Source organism: Bariatricus sp. SGI.154, from assembly GCF_050313795.1.
Lineage (GTDB): Bacteria > Bacillota > Clostridia > Lachnospirales > Lachnospiraceae > CAMBRQ01.
This window is the reverse complement of the sequence record NZ_JBNPMC010000001.1, coordinates 340,450-357,506: the sequence shown is the minus strand read 5'-3', so window position 1 is coordinate 357,506 and position 17,057 is coordinate 340,450. Positions and strand designations below refer to the sequence as shown.

At 44.9% G+C, this 17,057-nt stretch carries 15 protein-coding genes; 13 read left to right on the top strand and 2 right to left on the bottom strand.

Going from position 1 to position 17,057, the window contains the following annotated elements; genetic code table 11:
* Positions 1–91: 91 nt before the first annotated feature.
* On the top strand, positions 92–2,476 hold the full coding sequence (locus ACQRBN_RS01810; protein WP_427737212.1) for a pyruvate formate lyase family protein: 2,385 nt from the start codon (positions 92–94) through the stop codon (positions 2,474–2,476).
* Positions 2,477–2,556: 80 nt separating this feature from the next.
* Positions 2,557–3,585: a GntR family transcriptional regulator gene (locus ACQRBN_RS01805; protein WP_427737211.1), complete on the top strand. Its 1,029-nt coding sequence runs from the start codon at positions 2,557–2,559 to the stop codon at positions 3,583–3,585.
* Between the two features lie 88 nt (positions 3,586–3,673).
* Here the strand turns inward: ACQRBN_RS01805 and ACQRBN_RS01800 are convergent, their stop codons facing one another.
* Together ACQRBN_RS01800 and ACQRBN_RS01795 are read right to left on the bottom strand one after the other, a co-directional pair.
* On the bottom strand, positions 3,674–4,351 hold the full coding sequence (locus tag ACQRBN_RS01800) for a fructose-6-phosphate aldolase (protein ID WP_427737210.1): 678 nt from the start codon (positions 4,349–4,351) through the stop codon (positions 3,674–3,676).
* 106 nt (positions 4,352–4,457) lie between these two features.
* A complete protein-coding gene (locus tag ACQRBN_RS01795) occupies positions 4,458–5,204 on the bottom strand; it encodes a DeoR family transcriptional regulator (RefSeq protein WP_427737209.1) in 747 nt (248 codons plus the stop codon).
* Between the two features lie 263 nt (positions 5,205–5,467).
* Between ACQRBN_RS01795 and xylB the strand changes: the two genes are divergently transcribed.
* From xylB to ACQRBN_RS01740, 11 genes are all read left to right on the top strand, one after another.
* Complete coding sequence (xylB, locus tag ACQRBN_RS01790) at positions 5,468–6,988, top strand: xylulokinase (protein WP_427737207.1); 1,521 nt, start codon at positions 5,468–5,470, stop codon at positions 6,986–6,988.
* A 640-nt stretch (positions 6,989–7,628) separates the two neighbouring features.
* A complete protein-coding gene (locus ACQRBN_RS01785) occupies positions 7,629–8,396 on the top strand; it encodes a DeoR/GlpR family DNA-binding transcription regulator (protein WP_427737206.1) in 768 nt (255 codons plus the stop codon).
* A gap of 39 nt (positions 8,397–8,435) precedes the next feature.
* Complete coding sequence (locus ACQRBN_RS01780; RefSeq protein WP_427737205.1) at positions 8,436–9,764, top strand: class II D-tagatose-bisphosphate aldolase non-catalytic subunit; 1,329 nt, start codon at positions 8,436–8,438, stop codon at positions 9,762–9,764.
* Positions 9,765–9,777: 13 nt separating this feature from the next.
* Positions 9,778–10,626 carry a class II fructose-bisphosphate aldolase gene (locus ACQRBN_RS01775; protein ID WP_427737204.1) on the top strand — a complete coding sequence of 283 codons (849 nt, stop codon included), beginning with the start codon at positions 9,778–9,780 and terminating at the stop codon, positions 10,624–10,626.
* Between the two features lie 31 nt (positions 10,627–10,657).
* Positions 10,658–12,178, top strand: coding sequence for a xylulokinase (locus ACQRBN_RS01770; RefSeq protein ID WP_427737203.1), 1,521 nt, complete (start codon positions 10,658–10,660; stop codon positions 12,176–12,178).
* Positions 12,179–12,180: 2 nt separating this feature from the next.
* The gene (locus tag ACQRBN_RS01765; protein WP_427737202.1) at positions 12,181–13,230 is read left to right on the top strand and encodes a galactitol-1-phosphate 5-dehydrogenase; all 1,050 of its coding nucleotides are present in this window, start codon (positions 12,181–12,183) and stop codon (positions 13,228–13,230) included.
* A gap of 181 nt (positions 13,231–13,411) precedes the next feature.
* A complete protein-coding gene (locus ACQRBN_RS01760) occupies positions 13,412–14,173 on the top strand; it encodes an N-acetylmuramoyl-L-alanine amidase (protein WP_427737201.1) in 762 nt (253 codons plus the stop codon).
* Positions 14,174–14,344: 171 nt separating this feature from the next.
* A complete protein-coding gene (locus tag ACQRBN_RS01755) occupies positions 14,345–14,566 on the top strand; it encodes a hypothetical protein (protein ID WP_427737200.1) in 222 nt (73 codons plus the stop codon).
* 188 nt (positions 14,567–14,754) lie between these two features.
* On the top strand, positions 14,755–15,450 hold the full coding sequence (locus ACQRBN_RS01750) for a sigma-70 domain-containing protein (RefSeq protein WP_427737199.1): 696 nt from the start codon (positions 14,755–14,757) through the stop codon (positions 15,448–15,450).
* Between the two features lie 430 nt (positions 15,451–15,880).
* Positions 15,881–16,537: a hypothetical protein gene (locus ACQRBN_RS01745; protein ID WP_427737197.1), complete on the top strand. Its 657-nt coding sequence runs from the start codon at positions 15,881–15,883 to the stop codon at positions 16,535–16,537.
* 2 nt (positions 16,538–16,539) lie between these two features.
* Entirely contained in the window at positions 16,540–17,040 is a 501-nt protein-coding gene (locus ACQRBN_RS01740) for a hypothetical protein (protein WP_427737196.1), read from the top strand.
* The last annotated feature ends 17 nt before the right edge of the window (positions 17,041–17,057 follow it).

The following is a 17,057-nucleotide window of genomic DNA, read 5'->3' as shown; positions in this document are numbered from 1 at the left end:
GGATAGGCATTGGTAAGAGGATAGGCACAGACAGGAAGATAGACATGGGTAAGAAGATAGATGGAGATAACGTTTAAGGAGGAGAACTGCTATGAGAATTGAAGAGATCCTAACCGCGCAGGAGATTACAGATCTGGCAAAAGAACGCTTCAAAGAAGAAAGGGCCACAGATCATTTGGAGGGCTGGTTTCTTGCAAAAGAGATTATGAGAGAATGTGACGAGAAGTTCAAAGATGATGTGGACAGTATCCGAATTGCCAGGACTTTGGTAGAAGTGGCAAAGAGAATCCCATTATGGCTCAGTGATTACCACATATTTGCAGGAACTCAGGACGATGCGTTTGCGAGATCATATGCATTGATCAATCCGGCGTTTTCTGTGGATTCATTTTCGGGGTATTGTGATCCGGTTGCGGTATTCGGTGATAGTGATCCGATTGGCGATATTACGCAGGAACGGATTGCTAACCTGAAAGAGTATAACAGTAATACGGAATTTGCGAAAGCGTTGTGCAAGGCTTATGATATCGCAGGTGACAATACCAGCGAAGCGATCTATTTTATTGAACAGGTGACAGGGCATCTGATCCCGGATATGCGGGGCGCGCTGAGAGATGGCGTCGAAAGTATGAAGGAGCAGATTGCAGATCATCAGGCGAAGGCGACAGATAAAAAGAAGCAAGATTATTATACGGCAATGAATATTTCCCTGGATGCCGTTCTGGTTATCGCTGACAGATATGCAGATATGGCGAGAGAGAAAGCAAATAAGTTGAATGGAAAGGATAAAGAACGATTCCTTATCATGTCGGAGACGCTTCGCAAGGTGCCAAGATATGGTGCGAAGAATCTCTATGAGGCAATTCAGTCGTTTATTCTGATGTGGCAGGTAATGTGTCTGGAGCAGACACCGAATCCATATGCATTCTCAGTTGGGAATGCGGACCGGATCTTTGAGCCGTATCGAAGTGCGGAAGATACGGATCGTGACATGACGGCAGCGTTATTGAAGCACCTGTTGGTGTTCTATAATGTAGCGGACAGAAGCTGGGCAATCTCTCAGAATCTGATCATTGGCGGTAAATCTAATACAGGAGAAGATTTGACGAATCCGACTTCCTATGCACTCCTGGATGCATATTATGACATGAATCTGCCGCAGCCGATTCTGTCTGTAAAATTGCATAAGAATACGCCGCAGGAGTTATATGAGAGTCTTGGAAGATTCTTGTTCACACCGGGCTGCCTTACCCCATCTTTCTTTAATGATGATTCGGTGTTCGAGATTCTGAAGGAGAAGAATCATGTAGCGCCGGAGGATCTGGAAGATTATTCGGTGGCAGGATGTCAGGAACCGCTGATCATGGGCAAAGACAATGGTAATACAACCAATAGCTGGCTGAATATGGCGAAGGTTCTGGAACTGAGTCTCAATGGCGGCGTATCAACCATCTCTGGCAAGAAGTTCGGAGGCACGAATGAAGAGAATGGCTGTAAGACAGAACTGGAAGTATTGCAGAATATCCGCTCTATTTTCTATAAGAATCTGGAGATTTACGTGAATCAGATGGTAGAATGTGCCAATGCGGCGTCAGAGGCAATCTCGATTCTTCAAGTGCCATTCCTGTCCACCATTATGGGTGGGATCGAAACAGGTGTTGATGTCAGAGATACGAAAGAACAAGGGACGAAATACAATGGAAGCGGTTGTCTGATTCATGGACTTTCCGTTGTGGCGGACTCCTTTATTGCCATTGATACTCTGTTAGAAGAACGACCGGAAGATGCAGGAAGGATGCTGGAGGCGCTTAGAGATAACTTCGAGCAGGACCCGGAGATGCAGCAGTATCTGTTGAAGGCGAAAAAGTATGGCAATAACATCGCGAGAGTTGATCATGAGGCGGCCGAGATTGCTAGCAGAGCCAGTGATCTGGTAACTTCCCAAAAGAACTATCTTGGCAATCCATTCCGTGCAGACTGGGCATCCCCATCTACGCATCTTCTGTATGGATACTGGGTAGGAGCGACGCCGGATGGAAGAAAAGCAAGAGAACAGTTGGGATATGGAATTGATCCGCTATATGGAGAAGCACATTCAGGACTAGGATTCAGGATTATGTCCAATATGAAACTTCCGTTTGAGAAAATGAATGGAGGCTGTGCATCCCATCTTGGAATTAATCCGAATTATTTCAAGACAAATACGTATGAAGAGAAGGGTGTGGAATTCCGGGATAAGATTATGAGACCGTTATTCTTCAACCCGAAGAAAGAGGGCATCTCTCCATTCTACTTATATGTCAATGTTACGACGCCGGAGATGCTGAGAAAGGTGCTTGCGAATCCGAAGAAATATGCTCCGAGCGGAGTCTATATTATGAGAATTCATGGTACATTCGTGAATTTTCTGGATCTGTCACCGGACATCCAGGAGGATATTATTAAGCGTCTTGACATGGAATCTACAAGTATGTAACATGGAGTAACCATAATGAAACCAGCAGTTTATCATGGAGTACTAGACAAGGAAGTGAAGGGCAACGAAGTCTGATTAATATGATGAGCCAAGAGAATCTATATCAGATTGTAAAAGAGAAGATCTATGACCGGATATTCCAGGGGAAATATGAGGATGGCGACCGGATACCGCCGGAGCGTGAATTGGCGGAAGAACTAGAGGTAAGCAGAGTCACCATTCGAAGGTCTCTGGAGGAACTGGAAGAGGAGCAGCTGATTCTTCGGGAGGTGGGCAGAGGAACGCGGATTACGTTTCATAATTGGGGCAATCAGGGGGAAATGGATATGATCGTCCTGATTGCTCCGGCTAAGAATCCGTTTTTTGCTAAATTCATCGCGCAGTTCCAAAGTTATGCTGAGGCGAAGGGGGCGCTTCTTCTGTATGTGGAGAAGCCGAGAACCGAAGAGTTAGAAGACTGCCTCTATCGCCTATATAAGAGAGGACTTCGCAATGTGGTAATCTGGCTTGAGGATCTCCCTGTCAATCTTAAGAAACTGAAACGTCTGCGGGCCATAGGCATGAATCTGGTGTTTTTTGACTCGGATAAGGGTCTGCCATATGCGGATTGTGTGACACTTGATAACCGGTTGGCAATCAAGACTCTCTACGGGGAACTGAAAAGATGCGGATATCAGAGCATCGGCTATGCCGGATGGGATCTATGGGATGTGTATAGCATCCGAGAGCGTGAACAGGCATATATCGAACAGGCCAAATGTGAGGATGTATTCCTGCGTGTGCCTTGGGAGAAACGAGGTAACAATGAAGCAATCGTGCGTAAAGTATGCAAGGATTACAAGGAAAAACTGCCAGAGGCAATCATCTGCAGTGATAGAGAGATGGGCGAGGCAGTATCCAAAGTTGTGAAGAAACTGAAACTGGGGATTCGGATTGCATCTGTGGATGAGGTGTCGAAGAACCGGAGAAGTGAGATTATTACCTATCAGCAGGATCTGGGGGCAATCGTAGAGAAAATATTCGGATGCCTTAAGAGCCAGTGCGAGGATGGGAATAAGTGGATGCCGGAGATCTATTGGATTGAGGGGATCTTGAGAGTGGGAATTTGAGGGAGAAATGTGAGTGATTGGAAGTGGACGGCGCCCCTCTTCGCCGTCCACTTCATAAACAACAACTCTTCATACTCCCAAATTCCCTTTACAGTTCCGCAATTGTGCAATCCCCATAAATGGATTTCCAATCTGCATCAAAATCAGCCACGGCCTTTTCGATATAAGGCTGCTTAAGCGCCGCCACAAGGATGGATGGGTCTAAGGTTGCGGTCTGCGCGCCTGCCAGATGAGCCTTGTTCACCTGTCCGGCATTCTTGAAACTTGCTGCAAGAATAGTGGTTTTATAATCGTACAGTGCGATCATCTCTGCAAAAGATGCGATAATGTCTTCCGGATCGAGTCCCATATTCTCCATGCGGTTGTAATAAGGCGCGATATAGTCTGCGCCAGCCTCCATAGCAAGAAGACCCTGCATCTTACTGTAGATTGCAGTGGCGGTGACATTCACTCCCTGGGATTTTAACTCTTTAATTGCCTTGATACCTTCCATATTCACAGGAATCTTAATATATACATCTTTGTCCACTTTGGTCAAGATGCGATCGGCATCTTTTAACATGCCGGCAGTATCCAGCGCAGTCACCTGGATGTGGAGTGATTTGTCGGTGCCGATGATGGAACGGATCTCGTTCATATGGGCGAAGAAATCAATCTTTCCTTCTTTTTTTACGATGGAAGGATTGGATGTTACCCCTGCGATTGGAAAGATCTCGTAGTAGCGGCGGATGTCCTCAAGATTGGCTGTGTCTAATAAGTATTTCATATTTACCTCCTGTTGAAACGTTTTGAAATATTTTGAAAATATAATTTATCTGTAATACACAGATTCTATAGCGATTTTTTCTATAGCAACTTTTCTATGGCGATCTTTATGCCAAAGTCACGACGATTCCTTGCCTGGTCAGGTATTCCTGTTCTGATGTCGGGATGCCTGAATCAGTAATGACTTCATGTACATTCTTCAATTCCAGGAAGGAAACAGAGCCGGGATGGCTGAATTTCTCTGAGTCTGTCAGCACATAAGTGTGAATCGCGGAAGTGAGCATCTCGCTTAAGGTATCAGAGCGGATCAGATCATCACCGGTAAATCCGAAAGTACGGGAGTAGCCATCCGTACCGATGAATATCTTGTCCACGTGAAATGCTTTGGCGGCGTTCTTCGTCAGCGGCCCTACAAGGGACTGGCTCTTTGGCTGGAGCGTTCCGCCTAAGAGAATCACCTGGATATTCGTATAATCTTTGATATAACTGGCGATATACATGGAATTGGTGATCAGTGTTACGTTCTGTCTGGTCTTGGCAAGTTCTTCTGCAAATAATGCACAGGTAGAGCCGGATTCGACCATGACCATCTCTCCATCCTGTACGTATGTGGCGGCTCTTTTTGCAATCTTCTGTTTTCTGTCATAGTGGAAAGCCATTCTATAATTAATATCTCCCGGATCATTGGGGACGGCATATCCCCGTTCGCGTTTTAGAACTCCCCGCTCGGACAGGTAATCAAGATCCTTGCGGACGGTTACCTTGGAAGTGTGAAGATACTCGGCAAGGATGCCGACCTCTGTCTTGCCATGTTGCGTGATGTATTCCAGAAGAGCAGTATGTCGTTCATTCATCTAAGCTCCCTCCTAACTGATCTCATAGTTTGGTAAAAGATCAATATTATAATAGCATGGAATATTGCTAAAGTCAATATTAAAAGTTTCGTACGAAAGCAAAATATATTTCGTAGTTTACTTTTCGGAAAGCGTATGCTATAATGGCATCGTAAAAATATGATGTGCGTGTAAGAACTTAGTTTGCCAGGGACAAAGGAGCGGAGTGCCGTAACAGTGTTTTGGCGGATGTGCGTGTAATAAGAATAAGAGAGGTGGCAGAAGTGGAAAGATATCTAATTGCACATGATTTGGGAACTTCAAGTGATAAAGCGTCTTTATTTTCAACGGAAGGAAAACTGGTGAAAAGTTATACCATTCCGTATGATGTTCATTTTTTTCATAAGAATTATGCAGAGCAGAACACGGAAGACTGGTGGGAGGCTGTATGTACTGCAACAAGAAAGATTGTAGAGGACATTGATCCCAAGGCGGTGCTTGCGATCTCATTTTCCTCGCAGATGCAGGCGTGTGTCGTAGTTGATAAGGAAGGAAATGCTTTAAGACCGGCGATGATCTGGGCGGATCAGAGAGCGGAAGAGCAAGCGGAGCAGTTGGTGCAGAAGATTGGTGCTAAACGGCTGTACGAGTTGAATGGGCATCGCGTCAGCGCCAGTTACAGTATTGAGAAATTAATGTGGATTCGTGACAATGAGCGGGAGATCTATGAGAAGACTTATAAGATGCTTTTGGCAAAGGATTACATTATCTGTCGGCTGACAGGTGAGTTTGTGACGGATTATTCAGAGGCATCCGGTACAGATGCGTTCGATCTGAAGAGGCTTAAGTGGTCTGGGGAGGTTCTTGAGGCAGCAGGCATTAGTTTGGATAAGATGCCAGAACTCCATGCGTCTACGGATGTAATTGGCAGCTTAAGTACATCGGCAGCAGAAGCCCTTGGTCTTACGACGGGAACGGTTGTAGTATGTGGCGGCGGAGATGGACCTTGTTCGGCACTGGGTGCGGGCAGTATAGAGTCCGGGCAGATGTTCCTGTCTTTCGGTACCTCCTCTTGGATTGCCGGAACAACGGATGAAGTATTCCTGGATCAAGAGAAGACGCTGATCTGCTTCGGACATGTAATCCCGGGTAAATACATGCCGTGCGGAACGATGCAGGCAGCAGGGAGCTCATACTCTTATATTAAGAATGCCCTGTGCAAAGAAGAAGAGAAACTGGCAGAAGAGCAGGGTGAATCCGTATATGATATATTGAATCAGTTGGTCCTGCAATCTCCGGTAGGAGCAAAAGGTCTGGTATTCCTTCCATATATGCTGGGAGAAAGAAGCCCAAGATGGAATCCGGATACATCAGGCAGTTTCCTGGGAATTAAGATGGAGCATGAGAAATGCGATTACATTCGGGCAGTATTAGAAGGTGTGGCAATGAATCTGAGCATTATCCTGGAAGCACAGAAGGAACGCACCGAGATTACAGATCTTGTGTTAACCGGCGGCGGGGCGAAAGGTGATGTGCTGGCACAGATCTTATCAGATGTCCTCAATGTAAACCTTCACCGCCTTGATCATGTAGAAGAGGCGACTTCTATTGCGGCTGCGGTGATTGCGGGAGTCGGAGTTGGCGTGTTTGAAGACTTTACGGTGATTCATCAGTTTGTGAAACAGGTAAGAGATTTTGTGCCGAATCAGGATGTGCAGGGAGTGTATGAGGAGCAGAAGGTACGATTTGAAAAGGGGTATCAGTGTCTGAGAGAGTATTATGAGGTGGAGAAGAGGGGGAATTGATGTAGGAAAAATGGGGATGGAAAGTGGACGGTGCAAGAAGGCGCATGGGAATGGTTCTAAAACCGGGATGCTCGTTAATAAGCCGTAACCGTAAAAATACCAGCAGAGTGGCAACCGAGTACACTCACTCCGAAATCTTGATGATTTCGCAGTTCGGGTACTCTTTCGACTTTGGCTTGAAGCCAAAGTCTCATGCCAATCTGCTGGTATTTTTACGCTAACGGCTTATACAACTCGCTTCACGGTCTTAGAACCATTCCCATGCGCTTTCTTGCACCTGACATTCCCATGCCTCCCGCTTTTTCTTACACGGGAGGATTCCTGCGAGAGAGTGTGGTGGTGGAGGAAAATCTATATTTGTTTTTTGTCGCATCATATACGTTATTGTGCCAGTGCAGTTCCCCAGGTATCCCCTCCCGGCTTCGGTCACCACTTGTTAAATTCCATTTGTCTGTGTTTTGACGTGATTGTTAATAATAAAACAATAAAAACCACATAAAAATGGGTTGATTTATGTTGATTTATGTGGTAATATCAATTTGAAAACAACAAAAAACAAAAAATCGTGTATAAAACCAATGCAATCAAGCACAAGCAAGATGAAAAACAACACGAAACAAAACGGAAAAGAGGTGTTGTAATGTTAGCGATAGAGAGAAGGAATGGAATTCTAGAAAAACTTCAGAAAGAGAAGCGAGTTGTCGTAAGTGAACTGAGTCAGTTGTATCAGGTGACGGAAGAAACGATCCGCAGGGATCTGGAGAAATTGGAGAATGAGGGGCTGGCAATCAAGAGTTATGGCGGTGCGGTGCTGAATGAAGAGAATGTCTTTGGGCTTCCTTTTAATATAAGGAAGAATCAATGCGTGGTTGAGAAGAAGAAGATCGCCGGATTGATTGCAGAGATGGTACGGGATCAGGAAGCGATTATGCTGGATGTCAGTTCTACGGCGGTTTACATTGCGAATGGATTGAGAGAGAAGAAGAATCTGACGGTGATTACGAATTCTGTGGAGATTATTGTCGATTTGTTCGATATGCCGGAGTGGACGGTGATCTCTACCGGAGGAGTAGCGCGGGAGAAATCATTTGCATTGGTAGGACCGCATACGGATCAGATGATCAGTTCGTATCATGTGGATAAGGCGATTGTCTCTTGCAAGGGACTGCATTTGGATGCAGGAATTACAGACTATGATGAGCAGGATGCAAGCAGTAAGAGGATGATGCTGAAAGCAGCAAAAGAACGGATTCTGGTGGCGGATCACACGAAGTTCGACGAGATTGCATTTGTAAAGGTCACGGACTGGTCTGCAATCACGAAGATTGTGACGGATAGGAAACCATCGCAGAAGTGGCTGGATGAGTTTGAGAAGCAGAGGATAGAGTGCATTTATCCAATGGAATAGAGTTTGGGTGAAGATAAAAAGGAGAGGTAGAATATAGTTATGAAAGATATTATGAGAACTATGATTGCGAAACGTAAAGCCGGTATCACCTGCGGTGTGCCATCTTACTGTACTGCGAACCGACTGGCGATTGAAGCCATTCTGGAGCAGGCGAAGAGATTCGATGATTATATCTTGATCGAGGCAACGGCTAATCAGGTGAATCAATTCGGCGGATATACGGGGATGAAACCTGCGGATTTTACACAGTTTGTCTATGAGATCGCAGATTCGGTTGGATTTCCAAGAGAGCAGATCGTACTTGGGGGAGATCATCTTGGACCATTGACCTGGGTAACGCTTCCGGAAGAAGAAGCGATGGCGAATTCCATAGAATTGGTGAAGCAATTTGTATTGGCGGGATTCAAGAAGATCCATCTGGATACCAGCATGAAACTCTCCGGCGATCCGGCAGATGAGATGCTGAGCGATGAAGTGATTGCAGAGCGCGGCGTGACTTTATATCAGGCGTGCGAAGAGGCATATCAGGAACTGCTGAAGACGAATCCGAAGGAAGTGCGTCCGGTGTTCGTCATCGGAAGCGAGGTGCCGATTCCGGGCGGTGCGCAAGAAGAAGAGGATTCCATCTCTGTTACGAAACCGGAAGCGTTTGAAAAAACGGTGCAGGTATATCAGGAGACATTCGTAAGACATGGAATCCCGGATGCATTCGAGAATATTATCGGTGTGGTGGTACAGCCTGGGGTAGAGTTCGGAGATGCGGATGTGTTCCAGTACGATCGTGCCAATGCCAGAGAGTTATGTGGGGCGCTTAAGAAATACGACGGAATTGTGTTCGAAGGCCATTCCACGGATTATCAGACTCCGGAGAGCCTGAAGCAGATGGTAGAAGATGGCATCGCAATCTTGAAGGTCGGTCCGGCGCTTACCTATGGGCTTCGGGAAGGGCTTTTTGCATTAAGTCTTATGGAAAAGGAATTGATTGTAGAGGAAAAACGTGCTAACTTTATAGATGTAATGGAAAATGTTATGCTTGCGGCGCCGGGCAACTGGCAGAAGCATTATCATGGAACGGATGAGGAGAAAGAACTGGCAAGAAAATACAGTTTCTCCGATCGTTGCAGATACTATATGAATCATGAAGAGATGGAAAAAGCGATCCGGAAATTATTCAGGAATCTGAACGAGACCGGAATTCCAATGAACATGCTGCATCAGTATATGCCGCGCCAGTACAGTAAGATCCTGGCAGGCAGCCTTAAGCCAGAAGCGTCTGCGTTAGCGAAGGACTGTGTGGTAACCTTCGTAGAGGATTACAATTACGCAACCAAGCATAACTATATGATCAGTAATATATTTGCAAAATAAAGGAGGAGAAGATATGTCATTAGTTACATCAAAGGAAATGTTATTAAAGGCTCAGGAGGGTGGATATGCGGTAGGAGCATTCAACGTTGAGAACATGGAGATGGTAAAGGCGGTCATCGCAGCAGCGGAAGAGTTAAATGCACCTGTAATGCTGCAGACAACTCCGTCAACAGTAAAATACGGTACTCTGGAGACATACGTGGGAATCGTAGCGGCAGAGGCAAAGAAGGCATCTGTTCCGGTTGCGCTTCACCTGGATCATGGCAGCAGTTTTGATCTGGCTGTACGTGCGATTAAGGAAGGATATACATCTGTTATGATTGATGGCTCCGCACTGAGTTTTGAAGAGAATATCGACGTAACGAAGCGAGTAGTTGCAGTTGCAGCTCCGAATAATATTCCGGTAGAAGCGGAACTTGGCAAGGTCGGAGGAAAAGAGGATGATCTGGAAGCAGACGGTGATACGAATACAGATCCGGCGCAGGCGGCAGAATTCGTAGAGAGAACAGGCGTAACTTCTCTGGCAGTTGCAATTGGAACTGCACATGGCTTCTATGTAGGAACACCAGTGCTTGATAAAGAGAGGCTGTCTGAGATCCGCAAAGTGGTAGATATTCCGTTGGTTCTTCACGGCGCATCCGGCCTGTCTGATGAGGATGTTATGGACTGTGTGAAGAGAGGTATCTGCAAGGTGAACTTCGCAACAGAACTTCGAGTTGCGTATACAGATGCAGTAAAAGATTTATTAAAGGAGAAACCTGAAACATTCGATCCGAAGGCATTCGGAAAAGTTGGTATTCCGGCTGTAAAAGAACTGGTTAAGAGTCGTATGAAGGTATGTGGATGCGAGAATAAGGCTTAAGGCATGTCCGAATAGCAGAAAGAGGAAGACTATGAAAGAATTGTTATTGGGAATTGATATTGGAACCAGTGCCTGTAAGATTGCGATATTTAGAAAGAATGGCGAAGTGGTTGCAACAGCCAATGGGGATTACCATGTGTATTATCCGCAGCTTGGGCTGGCAGAGCAGGACCCGGATGAGTGGTGGGGCGCTGTCTGCAAGGCAACCAAAGAATGTATTCAGAAGGGGAATGTAGATCCGGCAGATATTGTAGGTATCGGCGTAGATGGTCAGAGTTGGTCTGCGATACCGATTGATAAAGAGGGAAATGTCCTGACCAGAACGCCAATCTGGATGGATACCAGAGCCAAAGATATCTGTGACAGACTGAACCAGGAGATTGGGGAAGATGAAATATTCAGGGTAAGTGGTAATTCGCTGACAGCTCCTTACACAACTGGGAAAGTATTGTGGTATAAAGAGAATCTCCCGGAAGTATATAGGCATACGTATAAGATTCTTCAGTCTAATGCGTTCATTGTCTATCGGCTAACAGGACAGGTATCACAGGATATCTGCCAGAGTTATGGATGGCATTGCTTTAATATGGAAAAAGGTATCTGGGATGATGATATGCGTAAAGCAATGGGAATTCCGGAAGAATTCCTTCCTAAGATCAGTGCCTGTCACGCAGTCGTGGGAACGGTTACGAAGAAGGCGGCAGAGCAGAGCGGCCTGGTGGAAGGAATCCCAGTCGTTGCCGGTGCATTGGATGCGGCTTGCGGTACACTTGGAGCAGGCGTCTTACATAATGGGGAGACTCAGGAGCAGGGCGGACAGGCTGGAGGCATGAGTATCTGTATCGATACCTATAAGGCAGACCCAAGGCTTATCTTAAGTTATCATGCAGTTCCTGATTGCTGGATCATTCAGGGCGGCACGACTGGCGGCGGCGGTGTCATGCGGTGGCTGGAAAGAGAGTTCGCAGACTATGAGCGTGTGATGGCGAAGGAACTGGGGAAGAGTTCGCTGGTTCAGTTTAATGAGATTGCCGAAAAGGTGGCGCCTGGTTCTGACGGATTGATCTTCCTCCCATATATGTCCGGGGAGAGAACCCCAATCTGGGACCCACATGCCAAAGGCGTATATTATGGTATGGATTTCAGTAAGACAAAGGGACATTTCGTGCGCGCGGCAATGGAAGGTGTGGCGTATTCCCTCAGACATAATCTGGAGGTGGCAGAAGAGGCGGGCGCATCTGCGGAAGTCTTAAGAGCCATGGGCGGAAGCGCGAACTCGCTGTTGTGGACCCAGATTAAGTCCGATATTACTGGCAAACCAATCGTAGTGCCGGATTCTGATACGGCTACGACGCTTGGAGCAGTTATGCTGGCAGGTGTGGGAGTTGGCCTGTACAAAGATTTCCAGGATGCGGTGGATCTGACGGTAACGATTAAGAGAGAGCATAAGCCGAATCCGGAAGTGAAAGCTGTCTATGATAAAAATTATGAGATTTATCTGGAGTTATATAGGAATTTGAAGGAAACCATGCGTAGATCAGGAGGTATGTAAAAGTGAAAGCAGCAGTAGTAGTAGCAAATGAAGTTGTAGAATATCAGGAGATTGAAGAGCCGCAGGTGGAACCGGGTACTATCAAAGTGAAAGTAAAAGCATCTGGTATCTGTGGATCTGATATCCCAAGAGTATTGCATAACGGAGTACATTTCTACCCAATCGTATTAGGACATGAGTTCTCTGGCGATGTGGTAGAGGTCGGAGAAGGTGTTGAGAATATCAAGGTAGGCGATAGGGTATCTGGCGCGCCGCTTCTTCCATGTATGAAATGTGATGATTGCCAGAAGGGAAATTATTCTCTGTGCAAGCACTATAGTTTTATCGGTTCCAGACAGCAGGGAAGCAATGCGGATTACGTTGTAATTCCGGCAACGAATGCAGTTGTATTCGATAAGAGCATTTCCTATGAGCAGGGCGCTATGTTTGAACCTTCTACAGTTGCGCTTCACGGTGTGCTTTGCAATGATTATAAAGGCGGAGACTATGTTGCTGTACTTGGCGGCGGAACGATCGGTATGTTTACCATGCAGTGGGCGAAGATCTTCGGAAGCAAGAAGGTTGTTGTGTTCGATATCAGCGAGGAGCGTCTGGAGATGGCAAAACGCCTTGGTGCAGATGAAGTTGTCAATACATTGGAAGAAGGCTTCATGGAGAAAGCAAAAGCAATTACTGGCAGCAAAGGATATGGCTATGTATTCGAGACGGCGGGACAGCCGGTAACTATGCGTATGGGATTCGAACTGGCTGCGAATAAGGCACATGTATGCTTTATCGGAACTCCGCATGTCGATCTTACATTCACGCCTGCAATGTGGGAGAACATGAACCGTAAAGAGTTCAAACTTACCGGATCATGGATGTCTTACAGTGCGCCATTCCCGGGCAAAGAGTGGGAACTGACAGCACATTACTTTGCAACGGGACAGTTGAAGTTCGATCCGGCATTCGTATTCAAGAAAGTGCCGATGAGCCAGGCACAGGAGGCATTCCAGATGTTCAAGACTCCGGGACTGGTACAGGGTAAGGTCTTGCTGGTGAATGAAGATTAATGAAAGGATACATAAGCGGGATTATATAGAAGATGTAGATTGGCGGGCGTAGTGATGCGTCCGCCAGTTTTTAGTTACTTTTATTATCTCGCTAGCATGATATCGCTCATATATGAAACAAGGAACACAATGGGAGAATGAGGCATATTTTAATATAGAATAAAATAAACGAGGTAAAAGTATGCCCTATTCAATTATGTTAGATGCCGGACATGGTGGACGCGATCCAGGAGCCGTCTACAATGGCCGCCAGGAAAAAGATGATACCTTAAGACTCACTCTGGCAATCGGAGAGATTCTTCAGAACAATGGAATTGACGTGGAATATACAAGAACCACAGACGTATATCAGACACCTTACGAGAAAGCGATGCTGGCGAATAATGCGGGGGTAGATTTTTTCGTATCGATTCACAGGAATTCATTTCCGACGGATAATGAAGTGTCGGGGGTAGAGAGTCTTGTGTATGATCTGTCTGGCATTAAGTATCAGATGGCACTGGACATTAATGACCAGTTGGAAACCATTGGATTCGTGAATCTGGGAGTAAAGGCACGCCCGAATCTCGTCGTACTTAGAAGGACCCGGATGCCGGCAGTGTTAGTAGAGGTTGGATTCATCAATTCGGATGTGGATAATCAGTTGTTCGATGATAATTTCAATGATATTGCACAGGCGATCGCGGCAGGAATTCTGGATACTTTGAATACTGCGGGTGCAGTGGAGAATGAGTATTATCGTGTTCAGGTTGGTGCTTATCGGAATCGAAGATATGCAGAGAGGCTTCTGAATGAATTGCTGGAGCAGGAATATCCGGCGTTCATTGATGATTCTGGTCCGTATCTGCGTATTCAGGTTGGTGGATTCGATAGTTTGAACGAGGCTGCTGCTATGGAGCGGAGGCTTAAGCAGGCGGGATATCCTACGGTGATTGTGAGATAGGTTTGAAGAATTGAGATGGGCAAGGTGATTCTTATATAAAGTCCCTTGCCTGTTATTTTGCAAACAGAATTAACATAGATTTTGCATAAAGGATTGATTGGTTTTAACAATCCTTCTCTATAATGCATTTATAAAGATAATAGATCATGCATTCGGGAAGGAGAGAAACGTATGAAGAAACTGTGGAATCTGACCAATAGGGTAGACTTATTTCTTACGATAAATATTATCAGTTGGACGGTTGGTACGATGATACTGGGGCTTGCTTTTTGTGCTGTGACCGGAATGTCTATAGGGGAGAGCATCGTTAATCTTATGTGCGCTGCAATCTACGCAGGGATTATCATGGGGTTATTCGGCGGCATTCTATTTCTGATGCGCAGGGAATTTTAAGGTGCTGATACATTTATTAATTGACAAATGTAATATCCGGAGACTTGGATGATGGCTGGGAAATAACAAATGAATGAAGGTGAGTTGGTGTTGGAAAAGTCCGATGCTGGCTCATTTTTTTGACGTGGGGAAAAGAGTGTGCTAATATATTTCCAAATGAAGTATGAAGTGATTGGAGGCAGTCTATCATGGCAGATAAATTGGAGTTCAGAGAGAAATTAAGCGGGATACTGGAACTGGCCAAGAACCAGGGTGGAAGAATTGCATTGGAAGAAGTTGAGAAGTATTTTGAAGAAGATGGTCTTTCTAAGGAGCAGACAGACTTGGTATGTGAGTATCTGATGTCCCAGAAGATGGCGGTTACAGGTTATGTGAAGAGGGGTGGAACCATAAAAGAAAAGGAAGAAGAACCATCCGTACTAAGTCAGGAGGAGCAGTCGTATATTGAAGAATACTTAAGAGATATCGACCAGTTAAAGGGAAATAATATAGAAGATGCACGTATGGCATACTACCTTCCCAAGGTAATAGATGAAGCCATAAAACTGCACCATCCGGAAGTCTTTATCGGCGATATGGTTCAGGAAGGCAGCATCAGTCTGATGCTGGCATTGAATTCTTATGCAGACGGGAAAGAAGATGAGGGTAAGGTTCTGGAAGAGGTTCGTGCCGGAATGCTTGCCTTGATCGAATCACAGACGGAGACTAGACGTCAGGATAAGAAGATGGTAGCAAGAGTATCCGAACTGGACGAGGCTATCAAGAGCATGAGCGAGGAATACGGCAGAAAAGTAGCGGTAGATGAAGTGGCAGAGCGCCTTGGGATTACAGAGAAAGAGATAGATGATATTCTGAAATTGGCGGGGGAAGAAGTGGAAGATTAGTGGGAAAAAATGTAAGAATGTTGCAAGTTTTATTGAGATAATTAAAAAAATATGCTAAACTAGACATGGTTTCAAAGGTAAGGAATAAAGGAGTGAGATGCTCTTTTATTTGCTTGCCTTTTTTGTTCTGAGAATTACCATCAAAATGTTTTCCATGTGAATAATATTAAATAGGGAAAGATATGAGGAAATCTAATCTATGGATGTCATAATTACTTCGCAAGAGTTAAATAGCCTACGTTTCTATCAAGGCGACCTATTACATTACATAACCACTACAGAAGCGGAATCAATAAAATACAATTCCCCTTTCTACAAAACCAAAGGAGCATATCATATCCTGAATCTCTTATTATATCCCGGAATGGATAACGAGATAACACGAATATGCCATGAGAATAAGAAAATCCCCATACATCTGCTGGAGAATATGAGCGAACTGATAGCCATATACGGTGATATCTTCACAGTAATGTGTAAATATCAGCGTATGAACAGACGCAAAGGCAGCATCCATGCTTTCAGAAAAGACCGGATGCAGTCTATGGCAATGGTTGATAATCATGCCACATTTGCTTTCACATCATGCTCCTTAAAAGATAAAGTTGAAGATTATTTCCTGAAAAAGGATGGGCTTCTGCTTCTTGAATATGAGATTGCAGATTCGATTCCATACGTTGTTATGAATGACGTGCTGATTGATAATCCCTATCAATATCAAGAAGAGATATTATTGCCGCCTTTTACAGCTTTTACGGTGTCTGAACTTAAGTTTACGGAAAAAGAACTGAACTATAAAGACGTGAACAAAGAACCGCCAAAGGGAAAATATCTGCTTAGTCCTACACACATGCTGATTCAAGACGCATCGAATGATTCGGCGAGGGAGGTGCAGAATATGGATTTGCTGAATATATGTGACAAAGAACAGATTGACCGTGCCGTCCGGGTGCTGAAGGGATTGGCAGAAGGCGTTGTTATTGAAGAGAGCGAAGTTAGCAGTTACTGTGATTGGAAGAAGGAAGTACAGAAGACGGTAAGAACAATAATGAGAAAAAGTTATTTTTTATTTAATGAGGATGTATGAATATGGATAAAAAGTTTACAAAATTAAAACATGATGTCTATGAGCGTTTGTTGGAATATAAGAAAAAACGAGAATTATATGAGAAGAGCGTCAGCAGGTGTAATCTGGCATTATCACTTTTGAATCCGGTGGCGGCTGTCCTGATATTCATAAGCTTTTTCTTCGATAATTATGAGCCTGTGATGAAGGGGGCTGGGTTGTTTTTCTCTGTGATGTCAGTTGCGCTCAGTTATTACGCCAGAAATGAGAATTTTGGTGGGAAACTGATACAGAGGAGCACTACGTATTTCGCATTATGTAATCTACATAGGGAGATGAGTTATGCTTTGCGTGAAGATGAAAGATATGAAGAATTCGCGAAAAGATTCCAGGAAGTTATGGAGAATGATAATCGGATGAGCCTGTCTAATTCAGTTTCTGTTGTAGATATATTACAGAAAAACTACATGAGCGTGATAGAGAAGGAATCTGACATTCTATCAGGGAATCAGAAAAAACGTTAAAGATTAATTGTATACAT